Below are 17,297 nucleotides of genomic sequence, written 5' to 3'. Positions count from 1 at the left end.
TCATGAATTACGACCAGATCTTCGACCAAGCGATCGACCGGCTCCATGCCGAAGGACGCTACAGGGTCTTCATCGACATCCTGCGCAACAAGGGCGCTTACCCCAATGCGCGGTGTTTCCACGGCCATAACGGCCCCAAACCGATCACGGTCTGGTGCTCGAACGATTACCTCGCAATGGGCCAACACCCCAAAGTTATCGAAGCGATGGAAGAGGCGCTACACGATGTCGGCGCCGGTTCTGGCGGCACCCGCAATATCGGTGGCAACACCCACTACCATGTCGAGCTGGAAGAAGAGCTTGCCGATCTCCACGGCAAAGAAAGCGCGCTGCTGTTCACCAGCGGCTATGTCTCCAACGACGCGACGCTTTCCACGCTTGCCAAATTGCTTCCGGGCTGCGTGATTTTCTCCGACGAGCTTAACCACGCCAGCATGATCGCCGGCATCCGCAATTCCGGCTGCCCCAAACGCGTGTTCCGGCATAACGACTTGGAGCATCTGGAAGAGCTGCTTGCCGCAGAAGACCCGGACACGCCCAAGGTCATCGCGTTTGAAAGCGTGTATTCGATGGATGGCGATGTCGCCCCGATCCACGCAATCTGCGATCTGGCAGAGCGATACAACGCCCTCACCTATATCGACGAGGTCCATGCGGTTGGCATGTATGGCGATCATGGCGGGGGTATTAGCGAACGGGACGAAGCCGCCCACCGGATCGACATTATCGAAGGTACGATGGGCAAGGCGTTCGGCGTGATGGGCGGTTATATCGCAGCCGATACCAAAATCGTCGATTGCATCCGTTCTTACGCACCCGGCTTCATTTTCACGACTTCGCTCAGCCCCGCGCTGGTTGCAGGCGTTCTGGCCTCGGTAAAGCATCTCAAGGCATCAAGCGAAGAGCGTGATGCCCAGCAGGCCAACGCAGCCATGCTGAAACAGAAATTCCGCGACGCAGGCCTGCCGGTGATGGACAGCACAACCCACATCGTGCCGCTCATGGTCGGCGATCCGGTTCGCGCCAAGAAGATCAGCGATATCCTGCTCGCAGAATACGGCGTCTACGTGCAGCCAATCAATTTCCCCACCGTCCCGCGCGGCACAGAGCGGCTACGCTTCACGCCCGGCCCTGCCCACAGTGAAGCCATGATGGCCGAGCTGACAGAGGCACTGGTCGAAATCTGGGACCGGATGGAACTGGAATTACAACGGGCGGCATAAGACCGCCGAATTGATCGCCGGGTCGCTTCCGATCGAAAAGGAAGAGGAGGCGATACAATGACATTGATACACGGGGTCCGTTGGAAACTGAAAGCCAGCGCGGACCATCGCAGATTTGTGGCCGAGCGTCTGCTGGGTTTGAAGCAAGCCCTCGGAGACGAGATCCACGGCTCGACCGACGAAAACTCCCTTCGCCTTGCAACGTGGAACCTGATGCATTTCGGGAGTGGCGGCGGCTATGACCGCACCGTCGAGTCCATGTTCTATATCGCCGAGATCATCGATCATTTCGATCTGGTCGCACTTCAGGAAATCAACCGGGATCTGCGCAAGCTGGAAGACCTGGTAGACAATTATCTCGGCAATGACTGGGACTATCTCGTTACTGACACGTCCGGCGGGCACGGTGATCGCAAGGATGCTGGCAATGATGAACGGCTCGCATTCCTTTACCGCAAATCCAAAGTCAGTTTTCGCAAGGAAGTCGGCGAGATCGTGTTGCCCGAAGGCCAGGAAATCGCAGCTCCGGATGCCGATGGCACGTCCCGCCATGTACAGTTTGCGCGCACGCCTTTCACCGTCGCGTTCAGGGCAGGCTGGCTCAAATTCAAGCTTTGCACGGTCCACATCTTTTACGGCGACAGCAGCAACTCTTCGGCCAAGATGCGCCAACGCCGGGACGAGATTCGAAAAATCGCGGAATTTCTGGCTGAGCGGCAGAAGCGCGAACGCGATGCCATGATCGATTCCGCAAGAGAAGCCAATTGGGCAGCTCCCGAAGAGGGCGGCTGGGCGTCAAATTACATTCTGCTCGGCGATTTCAACATCGTTTCGCCAGAACATGAAACGATGGAAGCCCTGGAGGGCGAAGGCTTCACTGTCGCGACCAAACCGCTCAAATCCAATCTGGGCAACAACAAGCATTACGACCAGATCGCCTATCGTGCTGCGCACCCGGACTTTGAGGTGGTGCAATCCGGCGTTTTCGACATGCTGCAACATGTTTACCGCGATGTAGACGCGGCCCATTATGTCGAGACAGTCAAGGTGCCCAAGCTGCTGGAGAAGGGGCGCAAGGGCGCCAAAGCCGAGGGATATTTCAAACGCTATTACCGTCGCCATCAAATGTCGGACCACAAATTGCTGTGGAGCGAGATTTCCATCGACTATTCGGAGGATTATCTGCAGGCTGTCATCAACGAGGAATAGCAGGGAATCTCCATAACATGACCGAAACAACCATGACCTATGACGAGGTCGTGCTCGGGCGGCGTTCGATACGCGGCTATCTGGACAAGCCAGTCCCGCAAGAATTGATCGAAGAGGTGTTGGCGATGGCGATGCGTTCGCCGTCTTCGATGAACACGCAGCCCTATCATTTTCATGTCATCACCGGTGAACCGCTCGACCGAATTCGCAAGGGCAATACCGAGCGCATTCTTGCAGGTGAACCGGACAGTCGGGAATTCCGCAAAGGGCATCCTTTCCAGGGCATCCACCGTGACCGTCAGGTGGGCTGCGCAGTCCAACTGTTCGAGGCGATGGGGATCGAGCGCGACGACAAGGAAAAGCGGCAGGACTGGGTGCTGCGCGGCTTCCGTCAATTCGATGCGCCGGTTTGCGTAATCGTTACCTATGACAAAGAGCTTTCCGACGCAGACGACACCGTATTTGACTGTGGCGCTGCCACCACTGCGCTGGTGAACGCGGCTTGGTCGCGCGGGCTCGGTTGCGTGATCAATTCGCAAGGGATCATGCAGTCTCCGGTAGTGCGCGAACATGCCGGCATTCCTGACGATCAGGTCATCATGAAGGCTGTCGCGCTGGGCTGGCCTGATCCGGATTTTCCCGCCAATCCGGTCAAGATCACTCGCCGCGAGGTTTCGGAGGCAGCGCGTTTCGTAGGGTTTGACTGAACTGGCATCTCGCGGCACTCTGCCCCCAAGGGAGAGTTCGACATGGCCACCACAGCCGACAAGTTTGATCGTGAAACGCTGGATACGGGATCGCTCGACATCCGGCCTTTGACGCCGGCCATCGGGGCCGAGATACATGGTATCGACCTGGGCCAGGCCAATGTCGCCGACAGCATTGCGGCGATCCGTGCGGCGCTGCTGAAATATGGTGTGATCTTCTTCCGTGATCAGGAACTCACACAGGAACGGCATATCGCCTTCGCGCGCCATTTCGGCGATCTGGAGGTTCATCCTGCGACGCCGAGGGATCAACCCAATCCCCAAGTTCTAAGGATCGCGCACGGGCCGAACAGCCGGGGCCAGGAAAACAACTGGCATTCGGACGTGACCTGGCGTGAAGAGCCCTCGCTCGGTTCGATCCTGCTCGCGCGTGAAGTCCCCGAAGTCGGCGGCGATACGCTGTTTGCGAACATGCACCTCGCCTACGAGCGCCTGAGCCCCAAAATGCAGCAATTCTGCGAAGGTCTGATCGCGGTGCATGACATTTCCCGGGTCTTCGCCAAGCGTTTGAACAAGGCGCCAGAGGATCTGCACGAGAAATACCCGCCAATGCGGCACCCGGTCATCCGCACCCACCCCGAGACCGGTGAGCGTGTGATCTACGTCAATACGGCTTTCACCAGCCATATCGAGGGGCTCTCGGCAGCCGAAAGCCGTTGGCTGCTCGATCACTTATTCGCGACCGCGAAGGACGTGGAAATCCAGTGTCGTTTCCGATGGCAGGCCGGTTCGATCGCTTTTTGGGACAACCGCGTGTGCCAACATCTCGCAGTGAGCGACTATTTCCCGGCGCGCCGTGTGATGGAACGTGTGACGATTGCCGGCGACAAGCCGTTTTTCCGGGCCAATTGACGACGTTTCACTGGCGCAGAAACTGATTCCTTATCCGGATGGTAACCATTCATGGCCTACGCAGGCCCTGCACGTCATCGCCCGGTATAAGAGAGAAGCGCCTCCAATATGTCTGTTCGTAGCCTGTTCCAGGGCAAATCGCCCCGAAATGGCGAAAGTGGCACCGCCAAGAATCAAGGCGATGTCATCACCCGCAAGGACACAGCCCGCCGGCTCGAAGTCCTTGAGGATATCGAACAAGCAGGAATTGGCTGGATCTGGGCGAGCGATGCCGAAGGCCGGCTGATCTATCTCACTGACGGCGCGCTCGAGAAGTTGGACAGGCAATCTGGCGATGTTCTGGGCCAGAAGATTGTCGAACTGTTTGAAACCGACCCCGATAATCCGGATGGCGGCACATCACGTCCGCTCAATTTCCAGCTCAAGGCGCATAACAAGCTGAGTGATCTGGTCGTCCGGTTCGCACTCGAAAAATCGCGCCACGAAGTGAAGCAGACCTGGTGGTCGATCACCGCGCATCCCAAATTCGATGATGCCGGAAATTTCCAGGGCTATCGCGGCAACGCCAAAGACATCACCGTCGAGTATGAGCGTAAACTGATCGACACCAAACTGGCCGAATATGACTCGCTTACCGGCCTCGCCAATCGCCACTATATGAACAAGCGGCTTGAGAATGTTCTCGCTGCTTACAAAACCGCCAAACGCGCCTGTGCACTGCTGATGCTGGATTTGGACAAGTTCAAGCAGGTCAATGACACGATGGGGCACCCGGCAGGCGACGCCGTTCTGGTGCAGGCTGCCGAGCGGCTCAGATCGATTATCGGAGACCGCGGTGAAGTCGGGCGCCTGGGCGGCGACGAATTCCAGATCATCATTCCCGACATCGACGATCGCGGGACGTTGGGCGAGATTGCCGAGAAGATCATCAAGATCGTCTCGCAACCCTACCCCGTTGAAGACGACAAGCGGGCGGTAATCGGTACCTCGGTCGGTATCGCAGTCGCGCCCTATGACGGGGTCGAACGCGAGGAGCTGGTCAAGGCATCGGATCTCGCATTGTACGCTGCCAAAAATGGCGGCCGCGGACAATATCGCTTCTACAATTCCGACCTCAAGGATGAAGAGGAAGAGCGCCAGGCCCTGCTTGACGACTTGCGGCTCGCCCTCGCCGCTGGCGAGCTTGAGCTCCACTACCAACCTGTGGTTTCGATTACCGACAACACCGTTGTGTGCATGGAAGCCCTGATGCGCTGGCAGCATGAGGAACGCGGCTTTGTCAGCCCCGATGTTTTCATTCCGGTTGCCGAAGATTCCGATCTTATCAATCAGATGGGCGAATGGGCCCTGCGCCAGGCATGTAACGACGCCAAGGAATGGCCTTCGACGGTCAGGGTCGCGGTCAATGTCTCGGCGGTCCAGTTTGCGAATAAGGGGCTTCCGGAAATCGTCGCCAATGCATTGGCGCACACCGGGCTCTCGGCAGACCGCCTCGAACTCGAGCTGACCGAAAGTGTGTTTCTGGGCGACACTGACGCCACCGAGGAGACTTTCAAGACCCTCAAGGGCCTGGGTATTCGCCTGGCACTCGACGATTTCGGCACCGGTTATTCGTCACTCAGCTATCTGCGATCTGCCCCGTTCGACAAGATCAAGGTCGATCGCAGCTTCGTCGATTCCTGTACCGAAGAAGAACAAAACAGCGCCAAGATCATTGCGGCTATTGTCGGTCTTTCCAATGCATTGAGCATGGAGACAACCGTCGAAGGCGTAGAAGCATTTGACCAGCTCGAGGTGGTCCGCTCCAAAGGGGCAACGCTGGTGCAAGGCTGGCTCTATGCCAAGGCCATGCCGCAGGAAAAAGTGCTGAAGCAGATCGATTCCGGATCCTTCAAGATCGAGCCCGAAGGCCCCGATCGCCACCGTCAGGAACGTCGCTCGGTGTTCCGCCGGATCGGGGTGATCCACGAAGATCACCGCTACAACGCTGTCATGCGCGACTTGTCGACCAAGGGCTCTCGCATCGAAGGCCTCGCCGGTGTTCCCACCGGTACCCCGCTCGTGCTCGATTTGGGCGCAGGCCAGCTGGTCGTTTGCGAAGTGCGTCGCTCGACCGATGCCATTATCGCAGTGGAATTTGAAACGCCGCTGGTCAGTGATGGTGCGGGTGGGCTCGTGACCCGCCACCGGGTATCGCCCTATGCGCTTGCGGCCGCAGGCATGCCACTGACGTCTCTTCCCAATGGCAGCTATCCGCTGCAACAAATGCATGGCGCATCCACATCCAAGCCGCAATTCCTCGAAGTCCAGGTCGGCAACGGATAGGGAAGAACTGCCCCAAGCCATTGCAATTGCACCGGACACGAGCGATATGCAGTGTATGGGACCGGACTCAAACAGCCCTCCGCCGAGCCAATCGGATGACACGGAAGTCACTGATCCCGCTGCGATTCCGCAGCCCGATCAATGGGTGCTTGACCTGATTGAAGCGAGCCCGATCGCCTCGGTCGTGTCCGATCCCCGACTGCCCGACAATCCGCTGGTCGCCATCAACAAGGCATTTGCCGATCTGACCGGCTATGAAGAAAGCGAATGCGTCGGTCGCAATTGCCGGTTCCTGTCCGGATCGGGAACCGAACCATGGCTGACCGAAAAGATCCGTGAAGGCGTGCGCGAACATAAGCCGGTCTTGGTTGAGATCCTCAATTACAAGAAAGACGGATCGCCATTCCGCAACGCCGTCTTGGTCGCGCCGATTTACGATGACACAGACGAATTGCTCTATTTCCTCGGCAGCCAGGTCGAGGTTGACGATGACCAACCCAATATGGGTATGGCCCGCCGGGAAAGAGCGGCCGAGATGCTCAAAACGCTGTCTCCGCGTCAACTCCAGGTGACGACATTGGTCGCATCAGGCCTGCGCAACAAGCAAGTCGCGGCGGAGCTTGGCCTGTCTGAAAAGACGGTCAAGATGCACCGCGGCTTGGTGATGGAAAAGCTTGGCCTGCGGACAAGCGCTGATCTTGTGAGGATTGCGGTCGAAGCTGGAATCTAGTGCATTTGGTGCAACACAAGCCACGGACCAAGGTCCATCTTTTGCATCTATTCGAATCGGCCTAATTAAAAACAGTGCCCGGGGCCGGTTGATGATTGTTTCCTCCTGTCCCTCCCGAAGCGTCTTTTGACCGGCCCGGCACATCCCCTTGGTGTGAGACGCAAGCCGCCTCTAACGCACCGGGCCCGAAAGGGTCGCAAAACAGGACCGCCGCGACTGATCCCGTCTGCGGCGGTCTTTTTATTCGCCATCCACGCGAGAAGCAGCATTAGCACCGATCAGGTAGGGCATTACCTCCACCAGGCGATAGCCTGGCATGCGTTCGGCAAAGTGGCGTAGCCAGGCCGAATGGCCGCTACCCACAATTACCAAGACCCGGTCCCCTGGCTGTGCGACCTTGTTCAGCTTGGCGAACATCTTGGCATTGCGCATATACCAATAGGCATTGAGCTCAGCGCCGGGTTGGGCATCGCCATCGCCGATCGACAGCAAGCTGTAATAGAGCTTGTGATGCTGCGCCTCGACCAGATCGGGACGATTGTGAAAGATGAGTGATCCTGCGATTGTCTGGTCTGGCAAGCGCGCCTGCTCTGCGGAAATTTGCTCCTGCAGATCAGCGAACAGGCTGGTCAGGATAGCCTCCTGTCCATTTGCCCGGGCGAATTGCTGGACCGACTGCAAAGGGAAGTAATCAGGCTCATCGCCCTCGGGTTGCTCATCAAATCCGAACACAGCCCGGTGTCCCATCGCCCGGGCCAGCCGGTACCCGATCTGCACACTCTCGTTGCGAGACGTGCTCAGCAACGTGTCTGTGTCAGCATAGTCGGCAAGTTCGAAGTCCGGGCCGGATGCCCTCGCCTCCACGACCACCCGTGTCGGCGCCCATTGAGCGAGAGTATTGGAGAGGGTCGCGATTTCCTTCTGGCGGCGCGGACTGAGAACGTCGTCGACCTCCATATTAACCGCATCGCGGCCTGGATTGGCGAAGTGGTAACTGCCCAGGATCATGACCTCGACCGGATCGGGCGTGTCCGTCCCCTGCGCCATGAGCGAGGTTGGCAGCGTAAAAGCCAGCAGGGTTGCCAGAAACCGTATCACCATCAAACAGACTCCTTATCGTATTACTGATGTAATACAGTAAGGATGCAACGGTCAACGGCGCTAGCGTAGGCTCACAACATTGTCGCTGGCAGGCAGCACTCGATCGCCACGATAGAGACTGGCCATCGGTTCGTCCTCCACCACATACTGTTCCGCATTGCCGAACCCGTTGAACCCGGTTTTCATGGCCGCGCCATAGGCACCCAGCATCCCGACCTCGATGAAGTCCCCCGCCTGAATGTCTTCCGGCAGCAGGAATGGCCCCTCCATGAAATCCGCATCATCGCAAGTCGGCCCATAGAAGGAAAAGCCTATCTCGGGCTTGATCAGATCATCTTCCAGCGCCTTGACCGGGAATTTCCATCCTACATGCGCTGCATCGTAGAGGGCCCCGTAAGCGCCATCATTGATATAGAGTTCTTCGCCGCGGCGTTTCTCAACCCTGACGACAAGGGAGGAGTATTCTGCGCTCAGAGCGCGTCCCGGCTCGCACCACAATTCAGCATTATAGGCGATCGGCAGCGCTTCGAAATGCTTGTGGATGATCTCGAAATAGTCTTCCAGCGGAGGAGGATCGAGTTCGGGATAAATACTGGGGAAGCCGCCGCCGACATCCACCATATCGATCACCACGCTCGCATCGGCAATGGCTGCGCGGGCACGCTCGATTGCCTGCACGAATGCAAACGGCGTCATCGCCTGGCTGCCGACATGGAAACACACACCCAGCCAATCGCAATGCTGGCGGGTCGCTTGCAACAGTGCCGGGGCTTCAGTCAGGTCACAGCCGAACTTGCTGGCCAGCGACAATTCGGAATATTCCGAAGAAACCCGCAAGCGCACACACAATTTCAGATCGGTCGCCGGATTGCCGGCATCGTCTGCACAAGCAGCCACGATTTTTTCAAGCTCTTCCAACGTGTCCAGGCTGAACGTGCGGCAGCCATGCTTGTGATAGGCCTCTGCAATCGCACGCGGCGTTTTGACCGGATGCATGAAGCACAAATGCGCACCGGGCAGCGTTTCACGCACCAGACGCACCTCTGCAATCGAGGCCACATCATAATGCGTCACCCCGTTCTCCCACAGGACCTGCAACAGGTCGGGCGACGGGTTTGCCTTTACGGCATACAGCGACTTGCCCGGAAACTTCTGCACGAAGAATCGGGCGGCGCGTGCGGCGGCATGCGGGCGGTTGAGGATAATGGGTTCGTCCGGCGCTAGGGCGCGAACTACAGCCTTGGCATCTGGATAAATGTGCAACTCAAGGGACCCCCAGAAGGTTTAGGTTCTGACCGTATGTCGATGTAGGGCTGCCTTGCGGTTATTGTCCCTTGGGGCAGAGCGCGCGCCTATAAGCGAGTGGCGCGGAATCGCAAATCAAAAAATGCATCCAATGCGCGCGTTCTTGCCCGGTCAGAATGACACTTGGGGAACCTGGTCCACCGTGCCCTTCTCGCTGTCATCGAGGCGATGAAAATCGGCTTCCTGAAAACCGAGAGCACCGGCAAACAGGATCGCCGGGAAACTCTCCCGCGCGGTATTGAACCGCGACACTGCGGCATTCAGCGCACGTCGGGCGGCAGCCAGTTTGTCTTCGGTATTTGCCAGTTCGCGTTGCAGCTCCTGGAAGTTCACATTGGCCTTCAGGTCCGGATAATTCTCGCTCAGCGCCAACAGGCGATCGAGCGCGATCTTCAGCTGCGCCTCATCCGAAGAGCTGACTTGCCCCGAAGCCGCGCGATTGCGCGCTTCGGTCACCTGTTCCAGAGTGTCCGTCTCGTGCGACGCATAGCCCTTCACCGTCTCGACCAGATTGGGGATCAGATCATGGCGTTGGCGCAACTGGGCGTCGATATCCGCCACCCCTTGCCGGACATTCTGCCGCAAGCCGACCAGGCGATTGTAGATACCGATCACGAAAATCGCGAGGACAACCACCACGCCAATCACGATCACCCATTCCATCGCCAACTCCCCTTCGTTAGTCTGGGTATTGGAACGCAAGTGGCACTGGGGGTCAAGCGCATAGTCGAGATACCCGATATCGACCGGCTGATGGCCGGATCTCTGGGGCAATTCCTGGAAGAACAGCGCCATGCGCGTGTTGAGGCGACTGCGCAGGCGTGGGCCCGGGGCTGGAAGGCCGCAATGGTACTCGGCCCGCTCTTGTTGATCGCAATCATACTGGTGCCTGTCGAGCTGTTCCCCAAATTGTGGGTCTCAGGGTTCATCGTCACCTTCGCATTTGGCTGGGCGACGGGGCCGATCCGCGCGGCCAAGAAGCGGGTCAAAATCGGCATCAACGAAGGTATCGCCGACGCGCTGGGTATGACTTACAGCCATGATGGCAAAGAAGGTCGCGAGTTCGACTTGGCGAAACAGTTCAGGCTGGTCCCACGCCACCAGCGCGCCGAACTGGAAGATTTCTGGAGCGGAGAACTGGAGGGGCTGCCATTCCTGCTCCACGAAGCGCATCTGTGCCAGAAGAAGGGCTCGGGCAAGAACCGCCGCTGGGTTACGGTTTTCCGCGGCGCCATCATCCGGATTGCATCGGGGCGTCGCTTCCACGGCATCACGCTGGTGCAACGTGCGGGCAAACATAAGAGCTGGCTCGGCTTTGGCGATCGCAAAGACAGCGTGAAATTCGAGGGGCACCAACTCGACACGGTCGACATGGTCCACCCTGAATTTGACGATCTGTTCGAAGTCTGGAGCGACGACCAGACCGAAGCCCGCTTCCTCGTCGATCCACTCTATGTCGAACGCTTGCTCAAGCTGGAGGCCGCATTTGACGGGCAGGATATCTGCTCGCTTTTCGTAGAGGGCGATATCGTGGTTGCGGTCCGTGGCGGCAACATGTTCGAAGGGGGTACTATGAACCCGGCAAGCGACCGCTTCATGGTCGAAAAATGCGCCGAGCAATTCGCCTCGATGGGACGACTGGCGAAATCGATCAACCGCACCTACGGATTTGGCGACTAGCTCAACCGGTTGCGGAAATCCTCGTAGCCGAACTCTTTGACCAGCTCGAGCTGGTCGGTTTCGCTATCCCACAGATAGATGCTCGGCAGCGGCACACCGTTGAATGTGTTGGTCTTCACCATCGAATAATGCGCCTGGTCGAGGAAGGCGACACGCTGCCCGGCCTGGTTGGGCACCGGCAGGCTGTAATCGCCAATCACGTCCCCTGCGAGGCATGACGGGCCACCAAGGCGCACGGGAGCGCCCTCCCCACCCGCTTCTTCGCCCAGCATCGCCGGCCGATACGGAGCTTCGATAACATCGGGCATATGGCACGTGGCAGAGACATCGGTGATCGCGAAAGGCACTTCGTTGAAACCGCTGTCGAGAATGGTCCCGACCAGTATTCCTGCATCCAGCGCCACAGCCTCGCCCGGCTCGAGGTAAATCTCGGCGCCGGTATCCTCTTTCGCGTCACGCAGGAATTCCACCAGTTCCTCGCGCGCATAGTCGGCTCGCGTAATGTGGTGCCCGCCGCCCATATTGATCCATTTGAGCTGTCCGAACCATGGCTCGATCGCATCGAACACCTTGTCCCATGTCTGCGCCAACGGCTCGAAGCCCTGCTCGCACAGATTATGGAAGTGGATCCCGTCCACGCCTTCCATCATCTCCGGCTCAAGCTGGTCGATCGGAAAGCCGAGCCGCGAGCCGGGGGAGGAAGGATCATAACGCGGCACTTCCCCCGTCGGGACCTGCGGATTGATCCGCAATCCAATATCGAAGTCGCCGCCGGTCAGTCGCGCTTGATCAAGGATCAACCGCGCCCGCTCTTTCTGCTGCGGCGAATTGAATATGACATGGTCTGACAGGCGACAGACTTCTTCCAGGTCCTCGGGCTTGTACGCCGCGCAATAGGTGCTGATCTCGCCATCATAAAACTCGCTCGCCAGCCGCGCCTCCCACAAGCCGCTGGTGCAGGTGCCATCGAGATACTCCCCGATCATCGGGGCCACCGCATGCATCGAGAACGCCTTGAGCGCAGCCAGCATCTTGATATCCGCCACATCGCGAATTTCAGCGAGGATCTGCAGGTTCGCCCGCAATTTCGCCGCATCGACGACGAAGGCAGGGCTGTCGACACGCGAAAGGTCGAATTGGGCGAATGCACCGGGATCGCCAGCCTTGGTTTCCATGGTCATAGCGCTCCCCATAAACCAATCCTTTCACATGTCATTGGTCGAATGAACGGGGATACGTCTTGGTCGGAGGCACGCACGTGCTAGACATCCAAGGATGGTACTTTCGGTTTTGACCAAATGGTTTTCGCTAACTGCGCTCGCTTTCGGCTTCGCCGTTACTCTGTCGGCAAATCAGGGTTTGGGCTCCATCGAAGATTTCGTTGAGCGCGAAATGCCGAATTCCGGGGTTCCGGGCCTGGCCTATGGAATTGTCACAAATGGAAACGCCATTGTCGCGCGAGCGCGCGGCGTATCGAATGTGGACACAGGAACAGTCGTAACCGAAGACACCCCGTTCCTCACGGGTTCCGTTTCGAAAAGCTTCACTGCACTGGCCATCATGCAGTTGATGGAAGCCGAGAAGATCGAGCTTGATGCGCCCGTGTCCGACTATCTCCCGGTCTTTGCCGAGCGCCCCGCAGGTGGCGTAACAATTCGCCAATTGCTTAGTCACACAAGCGGCTTTTCAACCTTTCAGGGCAACGCATCCCACAAAGATCGTACCGATGATGGGGATATCCTCGCGTATCAAGCCGCCCAGATTGCACAGGAGGAGCCCGCCTACTCCCCCGGTACCCGGTGGGAATACTCGAACCACAATTACAAGGTGCTGGGCCGCGTTATCGAGGTGGTTAGCGGACAAGACTTTGCCACCTACATAGAATCGCGCATCATGGAGCCTGCGGAAATGCGCGACAGTTTCGTCTCGGACGGAACAATCAACGGCGACATGGCCACCGGTCACAGGCCCTGGTTTGGCACAAAGAAGGCAATGACCTTCAACCCCTCGGGTCCAGGCTCGGCCCCGCAGGGTGGCATTGTGGCAAGCGCGGCTGATCTGGCCCGCTATCTGCAATTGATGATGAACGAGAAGGACGACATCCTGAGCGCTGCCGGCAAACAAGCGATGATGCAACCTGCGAGCGAGCTGTCACCATACTACGGCTTCGGATGGTTTCTGGACGAGGAGAAAGGAACCGTCTTTCATTCCGGGTCATCTCCCGGCTTTGAAGCCCTGGCTACGATGAAACCGGCAGAGAAAAAGGCTGCCATAGTCCTGGTAAACGCCGGAAGTGGAACCGGCTTTGGCGAAACAATCCAGCTCCGCAATGGCATCACGGCCAGAGCACTCGGCCTCGCGTACCATGGCGAAACCAGTAGGACATGGCAGAAAGCGCTTTTCATCAGCTTGGCATTGCTGCCCATCATCTATCTGTTGAGCATGGTCTGGGCCTATCGCTACAGAGCAGCCCTCCGTGCGAAAACGGGTCCTTTCGGCCTGTTCAGCCTGTGGTTTCCGCTCGTCACAACTGTGGCTGCGGCTATCTTCATTCTTGTCGCGGTGCCAAGGATATTTGGCGCATCATTGGCAACTATAGGACTGTTCCAACCTGATGTTGGTCTGCTCCTTATAGCCACCGCGACCATGGGTGTTTTGTGGGCTGTCTTCCGGCTGATCTTGGCATATTTTGGTAAGGCTGCGCCGGAGCAGGTTTAGAACTCCACCGGTCCGTCCAGCTCCTTCACCTGCCACGGCAGGCCGTGCTGGTTCAGCATGTCCATAAACGGATCGGGGTCGAACTCTTCCATGTTGAACACGCCGTCACCAATCCAGGTTCCGCTCAGCATCATGGCACTGCCGATCATGGCGGGGACGCCGGTCGTATAGCTGACACCCTGATTACCGGTCTCTTCGAAGGCTGCTTCATGGCTGCAAATATTGTTGATGTAGAAGGTCTTCTCACCTGATCCATCGAGCGCCTCGCCGGTCGCAATGCAGCCAATATTGGTGTTGCCGGTGGTGGTCTCGCCCAGGGTCTCCGGCTTGGGCAAGACAGCGGCGAGGAATTGCAGCGGGATGATCTCCCGACCCTGGTACTTGATCGGATCAATCCCTGTCATGCCGACATTCTGCAGCACGGTGAGGTGCTTGATATACTCGTCTCCAAAGGTCATCCAGAAACGCGCGCGCTCTATCTCCGGATTGAACTTGGTCAGGCTCTCCAGCTCCTCGTGATACATCATGTAGGCGTTCTTCGGCCCGACCGCGTCAAAATCGAACTCGGTCATCACCTGCATCGCTGGCGTTTCTACCCACTCCCCGTTTTCCCAATGCCGGGCCGGCGCGGTGACTTCGCGGATATTGATTTCCGGGTTGAAATTCGTGGCAAAGGCCTGCCCGTGATCGCCGCCATTGCAGTCGAGGATATCGAGTTGGCGGATAGTCTTCAGCTTGTGCTTCTTGAACCACATCGTGAAAACGCTGGTCACGCCTGGATCGAAGCCGCTGCCGAGCAGAGCCATCAGTCCCGCTTCCTTGAAGCGGTCGTGATAGGCCCATTGCCATTTGTATTCGAACTTCGCCTCGTCCTTGGGCTCGTAATTGGCGGTGTCGAGATAGTGCACACCAGCCTCCAGGCACGCATCCATGATTGGCAGGTCCTGATACGGCAATGCGAGATTGACGACGAGGCTGGGCTGCACCTTGCGGATCAAATTCACCATCGCCGGAACTTCTTCAGCATCGATCTCGTAGGTGCTGACATCCTGCCCGGCGCGCTCCTTAACACTGGCGGCGATGGCATCGCATTTGCTCTTGGTGCGGCTGGCCAGATGGATGCTGGTGAAGATATCGGCATTGAACGCCATTTTGTGGACGCAGACCGAGCTGACGCCACCGGCTCCGATCACGAGGACTGTAGACATGGGATTGGCCTTTCAAATGCGATTCTTGCGCGACTCTTAGTGTAATGCGGAGTGGGGGTAAAACGATCCGGCGATTTCCTACTGCGCAGCGATGCGGCATAGCGCGGATATGACCGCAATCCCGACCAGTTACATGCCCGCCCTCCGCAGCGCCTTTTCATCCGCGCACGGCCCCTGCAAATTTTGCTTCAGGACAGTGTTCCATGTGTTCCATCGTGTAGGACTTTGCGCATGACCGGCGCCGATACGATGCCGACGCGTGATGGTGTGATCGAGGCAGCAGAATCAATCGCCACGTTCCTGCCCCCTACCCCGCTGCTGCCTGTCGAAATCGACGGAACGGCGTGTTGGGTGAAGGCCGAAAACCTGCAGCCTATTGGCGCGTTCAAGATCCGTGGCGGGTGGAACCGGTTGCGCGTGCTTGACGACGCACAACGGGCGCGAGGCGTGGTCGCAGTCTCGAGCGGCAACCACGCGCAGGGTGTGGCATGGGCCGCTCGCCGGTTGGGGATTGCAGCGACCATTGTGATGCCGCGCGATGCACCCAAGGTGAAGCTGGAGGCGACCAAAGCGCTGGGAGCCGAGATCGTCCTTTATGACCGGCCGGGCGAAGATCGCGATGCGGTCGCCGCCGCGATCATCGCCGAGAAAGGCGGCACGCTGGTCCATGCCTTTGGCGACAAGTGGGTCATCGAAGGACAGGGCAGCGCAGGGATCGAGATCACGAACCAGCTTGGTCGGCAACCGTCCCGCGTGATCGCCTGTTGCGGTGGGGGTGGCCTCGCCGCCGGACTCTCTCTTGCCTGCCCCGATGCCCGGATTGTCCCGGTGGAACCCGTCGGCTGGGATATGGTCGGCCAGGCCATTGCCGCTGGAGAGATCGTGCCGGTCGGCGAACACCCGCCTGCGACGATCTGCGACGCGCTGCAACCTACGGCGACCAAGCCGATCAACTTGTCTGTCTTAGGCGGTCGCTCGGAACCAGGAGTCACAGTGACCGACGATGAAGTGCGCGCAGCCCAGCGCTTCGCCTTTTCCCGATTGCAACTGGTGGTGGAACCCGGAGGTGCCGCCGCACTTGCCGCAGCCCTGGCGGGCAAGGTCGAGCTTGATGCAGATACCGTTATCATGATCACCGGAGGCAATACCGACGCAGTTGCCTTCGCGCAGACGATCGCAGCGGCATAGGCCGCGTTTGACATTCCACCATGCCCTCGCCACCAAGGGAACGATTTCAAGGGAGGGGAACCCATGCAGGCTCAAATGCTCGCGCCAGCCGCCGTTTTGGTCGTCTGGTCACTGATCATGCTGTTCTGGACAGCCGGGACACGATTTCCGGCCATGGCCAAGTCCGGTGCTGATCTCAAGGACGCCAAACCCGGCGGTCGCGGCCAGGATCTGGAGGGGGTCATCCCCGACAAGGTAAACTGGAAGGCACACAATTACGCCCACTTGATGGAACAGCCGACCATCTTCTACCCTACCGTGGTAATCCTTGCGATCATGGGTGCCGGCGCGCTCGATGTGACGCTGGCCTGGGTCTATGTCGGCCTACGTATTGTCCATTCGATCTGGCAGGCAATGGTCAACGTTGTGTCTGTCCGCTTCCTGATCTTCGTTTTGTCCACTCTATCCCTCGTGGTGCTCGCAGTACGCGCGGTGATGGCAACCCTGTTTCATGATCCCGGAGTTCTCGTATGATCGGCATGAATATCCTTCAGCCAGTGGTCGCCCTGGCGATCTGGACCATGGTGATGTGGGCGTGGATGTATGCCACCCGCATTCCCGCCATGAACAAAGCTCCCGACATCCAGGAGCCCGCCAAACTCGTCGGGACAACCGGTGCCGGCTTGCGCGAAAAACTGCCGGACAATGTCAATTGGAAGGCAGACAATTACAATCATCTGCACGAGCAACCGACCGTGTTCTACGCCGTAGCAATCGTGCTCGCGATAACGGGCCAGGGCGACGGCATCAACGCGCTGCTAGGCTGGATGTATATGGGCCTTAGGGTAATCCACTCGCTGGTCCAGGTAACCGCTAACAAGGTTCTGGTGCGCTTTATCCTGTTCGCATTGTCGAGCCTGATCCTGATTGCGCTGATCTTTCACGCAACCATCACGGTCTTCGACATTCACATGTAAAAGGTGGTGGGGCAGCAAATGGGGCGGGTTGGAGC

General features: G+C 58.3%; 16 protein-coding genes. 11 read left to right on the top strand and 5 right to left on the bottom strand.

Features of this window, described 5'->3' with window-relative positions:
* Window positions 1-2: 2 nt before the first annotated feature.
* From hemA to ABD653_RS01200, 6 genes are all read left to right on the top strand, one after another.
* The gene (hemA, locus tag ABD653_RS01225) at window positions 3-1,223 is read left to right on the top strand and encodes a 5-aminolevulinate synthase (RefSeq protein WP_160779480.1); all 1,221 of its coding nucleotides are present in this window, start codon (window positions 3-5) and stop codon (window positions 1,221-1,223) included.
* 57 nt (window positions 1,224-1,280) lie between these two features.
* Entirely contained in the window at window positions 1,281-2,432 is a 1,152-nt protein-coding gene (locus tag ABD653_RS01220) for an endonuclease/exonuclease/phosphatase family protein (RefSeq protein WP_160779479.1), read from the top strand.
* A 17-nt stretch (window positions 2,433-2,449) separates the two neighbouring features.
* The gene (locus ABD653_RS01215) at window positions 2,450-3,139 is read left to right on the top strand and encodes a nitroreductase (protein ID WP_407672766.1); all 690 of its coding nucleotides are present in this window, start codon (window positions 2,450-2,452) and stop codon (window positions 3,137-3,139) included.
* Between the two features lie 42 nt (window positions 3,140-3,181).
* On the top strand, window positions 3,182-4,051 hold the full coding sequence (locus tag ABD653_RS01210; RefSeq protein WP_160779478.1) for a TauD/TfdA dioxygenase family protein: 870 nt from the start codon (window positions 3,182-3,184) through the stop codon (window positions 4,049-4,051).
* Between the two features lie 108 nt (window positions 4,052-4,159).
* Window positions 4,160-6,376, top strand: coding sequence for a putative bifunctional diguanylate cyclase/phosphodiesterase (locus ABD653_RS01205; protein ID WP_160779477.1), 2,217 nt, complete (start codon window positions 4,160-4,162; stop codon window positions 6,374-6,376).
* 46 nt (window positions 6,377-6,422) lie between these two features.
* The gene (locus ABD653_RS01200; RefSeq protein WP_407672765.1) at window positions 6,423-7,106 is read left to right on the top strand and encodes a LuxR C-terminal-related transcriptional regulator; all 684 of its coding nucleotides are present in this window, start codon (window positions 6,423-6,425) and stop codon (window positions 7,104-7,106) included.
* A 240-nt stretch (window positions 7,107-7,346) separates the two neighbouring features.
* On the opposite strand, the gene ABD653_RS01195 is transcribed toward ABD653_RS01200, so the two are convergent.
* From ABD653_RS01195 to ABD653_RS01185, 3 genes are all read right to left on the bottom strand, one after another.
* Complete coding sequence (locus ABD653_RS01195) at window positions 7,347-8,207, bottom strand: DUF5694 domain-containing protein (protein ID WP_160779476.1); 861 nt, start codon at window positions 8,205-8,207, stop codon at window positions 7,347-7,349.
* Window positions 8,208-8,267: 60 nt separating this feature from the next.
* Window positions 8,268-9,470, bottom strand: coding sequence for an alanine racemase (locus tag ABD653_RS01190; RefSeq protein ID WP_160779475.1), 1,203 nt, complete (start codon window positions 9,468-9,470; stop codon window positions 8,268-8,270).
* 153 nt (window positions 9,471-9,623) lie between these two features.
* A complete protein-coding gene (locus ABD653_RS01185; protein ID WP_344705251.1) occupies window positions 9,624-10,214 on the bottom strand; it encodes a LemA family protein in 591 nt (196 codons plus the stop codon).
* Between ABD653_RS01185 and ABD653_RS01180 the strand changes: the two genes are divergently transcribed.
* Window positions 10,215-11,192, top strand: a complete 978-nt coding sequence (locus ABD653_RS01180; RefSeq protein ID WP_160779473.1) for a DUF3137 domain-containing protein — start codon at window positions 10,215-10,217, stop codon at window positions 11,190-11,192. It abuts the gene before it with no gap.
* Here the strand turns inward: ABD653_RS01180 and ABD653_RS01175 are convergent.
* Window positions 11,189-12,367: a carboxynorspermidine decarboxylase gene (locus ABD653_RS01175; protein ID WP_160780433.1), complete on the bottom strand. Its 1,179-nt coding sequence runs from the start codon at window positions 12,365-12,367 to the stop codon at window positions 11,189-11,191. The two genes, ABD653_RS01180 and ABD653_RS01175, sit on opposite strands and share 4 nt — an antisense overlap.
* A gap of 100 nt (window positions 12,368-12,467) precedes the next feature.
* Here ABD653_RS01175 and ABD653_RS01170 point away from each other — a divergent pair, with 100 nt between their 5' ends.
* Window positions 12,468-13,910 (top strand): serine hydrolase, encoded by a 1,443-nt coding sequence (locus ABD653_RS01170; protein ID WP_160779472.1) that lies wholly within the window; start codon window positions 12,468-12,470, stop codon window positions 13,908-13,910.
* On the opposite strand, the gene ABD653_RS01165 is transcribed toward ABD653_RS01170, so the two are convergent.
* Complete coding sequence (locus ABD653_RS01165; protein ID WP_160779471.1) at window positions 13,907-15,118, bottom strand: saccharopine dehydrogenase family protein; 1,212 nt, start codon at window positions 15,116-15,118, stop codon at window positions 13,907-13,909. The genes ABD653_RS01170 and ABD653_RS01165 overlap by 4 nt on opposite strands.
* A gap of 231 nt (window positions 15,119-15,349) precedes the next feature.
* Here ABD653_RS01165 and ABD653_RS01160 point away from each other — a divergent pair, with 231 nt between their 5' ends.
* The 3 genes from ABD653_RS01160 (at window position 15,350) to ABD653_RS01150 (ending at window position 17,262) form a co-directional block, all read left to right on the top strand.
* On the top strand, window positions 15,350-16,306 hold the full coding sequence (locus tag ABD653_RS01160) for a threonine ammonia-lyase (protein ID WP_160779470.1): 957 nt from the start codon (window positions 15,350-15,352) through the stop codon (window positions 16,304-16,306).
* Window positions 16,307-16,369: 63 nt separating this feature from the next.
* On the top strand, window positions 16,370-16,819 hold the full coding sequence (locus tag ABD653_RS01155) for an MAPEG family protein (protein WP_160779469.1): 450 nt from the start codon (window positions 16,370-16,372) through the stop codon (window positions 16,817-16,819).
* Entirely contained in the window at window positions 16,816-17,262 is a 447-nt protein-coding gene (locus tag ABD653_RS01150) for an MAPEG family protein (RefSeq protein WP_160779468.1), read from the top strand. The genes ABD653_RS01155 and ABD653_RS01150 overlap by 4 nt, the downstream gene beginning before the upstream one ends.
* Window positions 17,263-17,297 lie beyond the last annotated feature (35 nt).

It is taken from the genome of Parerythrobacter jejuensis (genome assembly GCF_039536765.1).
Taxonomy (GTDB): Bacteria; Pseudomonadota; Alphaproteobacteria; order Sphingomonadales; family Sphingomonadaceae; genus Parerythrobacter; species Parerythrobacter jejuensis.
The sequence above is the reverse complement of the archived record's forward strand: the minus strand, read 5'-3'. Positions and strand labels throughout refer to the sequence as shown.

Excerpts from the sequence above, each read along its gene's own strand:
- hemA (WP_160779480.1), top strand. The coding sequence starts at position 3 with ATGAATTACGACCAGATCTTCGACCAAGCGATCGACCGGCTCCATGCC.
- ABD653_RS01220 (WP_160779479.1), top strand. The coding sequence starts at position 1,281 with ATGACATTGATACACGGGGTCCGTTGGAAACTGAAAGCCAGCGCGGAC.
- ABD653_RS01215 (WP_407672766.1), top strand. The coding sequence starts at position 2,450 with ATGACCGAAACAACCATGACCTATGACGAGGTCGTGCTCGGGCGGCGT.
- ABD653_RS01210 (WP_160779478.1), top strand. The coding sequence starts at position 3,182 with ATGGCCACCACAGCCGACAAGTTTGATCGTGAAACGCTGGATACGGGA.
- ABD653_RS01205 (WP_160779477.1), top strand. The coding sequence starts at position 4,160 with ATGTCTGTTCGTAGCCTGTTCCAGGGCAAATCGCCCCGAAATGGCGAA.
- ABD653_RS01200 (WP_407672765.1), top strand. The coding sequence starts at position 6,423 with ATGCAGTGTATGGGACCGGACTCAAACAGCCCTCCGCCGAGCCAATCG.
- ABD653_RS01195 (WP_160779476.1), bottom strand. The coding sequence starts at position 8,207 with ATGGTGATACGGTTTCTGGCAACCCTGCTGGCTTTTACGCTGCCAACC.
- ABD653_RS01175 (WP_160780433.1), bottom strand. The coding sequence starts at position 12,367 with ATGGAAACCAAGGCTGGCGATCCCGGTGCATTCGCCCAATTCGACCTT.
- ABD653_RS01170 (WP_160779472.1), top strand. The coding sequence starts at position 12,468 with ATGGTACTTTCGGTTTTGACCAAATGGTTTTCGCTAACTGCGCTCGCT.
- ABD653_RS01165 (WP_160779471.1), bottom strand. The coding sequence starts at position 15,118 with ATGTCTACAGTCCTCGTGATCGGAGCCGGTGGCGTCAGCTCGGTCTGC.
- ABD653_RS01160 (WP_160779470.1), top strand. The coding sequence starts at position 15,350 with ATGACCGGCGCCGATACGATGCCGACGCGTGATGGTGTGATCGAGGCA.
- ABD653_RS01155 (WP_160779469.1), top strand. The coding sequence starts at position 16,370 with ATGCAGGCTCAAATGCTCGCGCCAGCCGCCGTTTTGGTCGTCTGGTCA.
- ABD653_RS01150 (WP_160779468.1), top strand. The coding sequence starts at position 16,816 with ATGATCGGCATGAATATCCTTCAGCCAGTGGTCGCCCTGGCGATCTGG.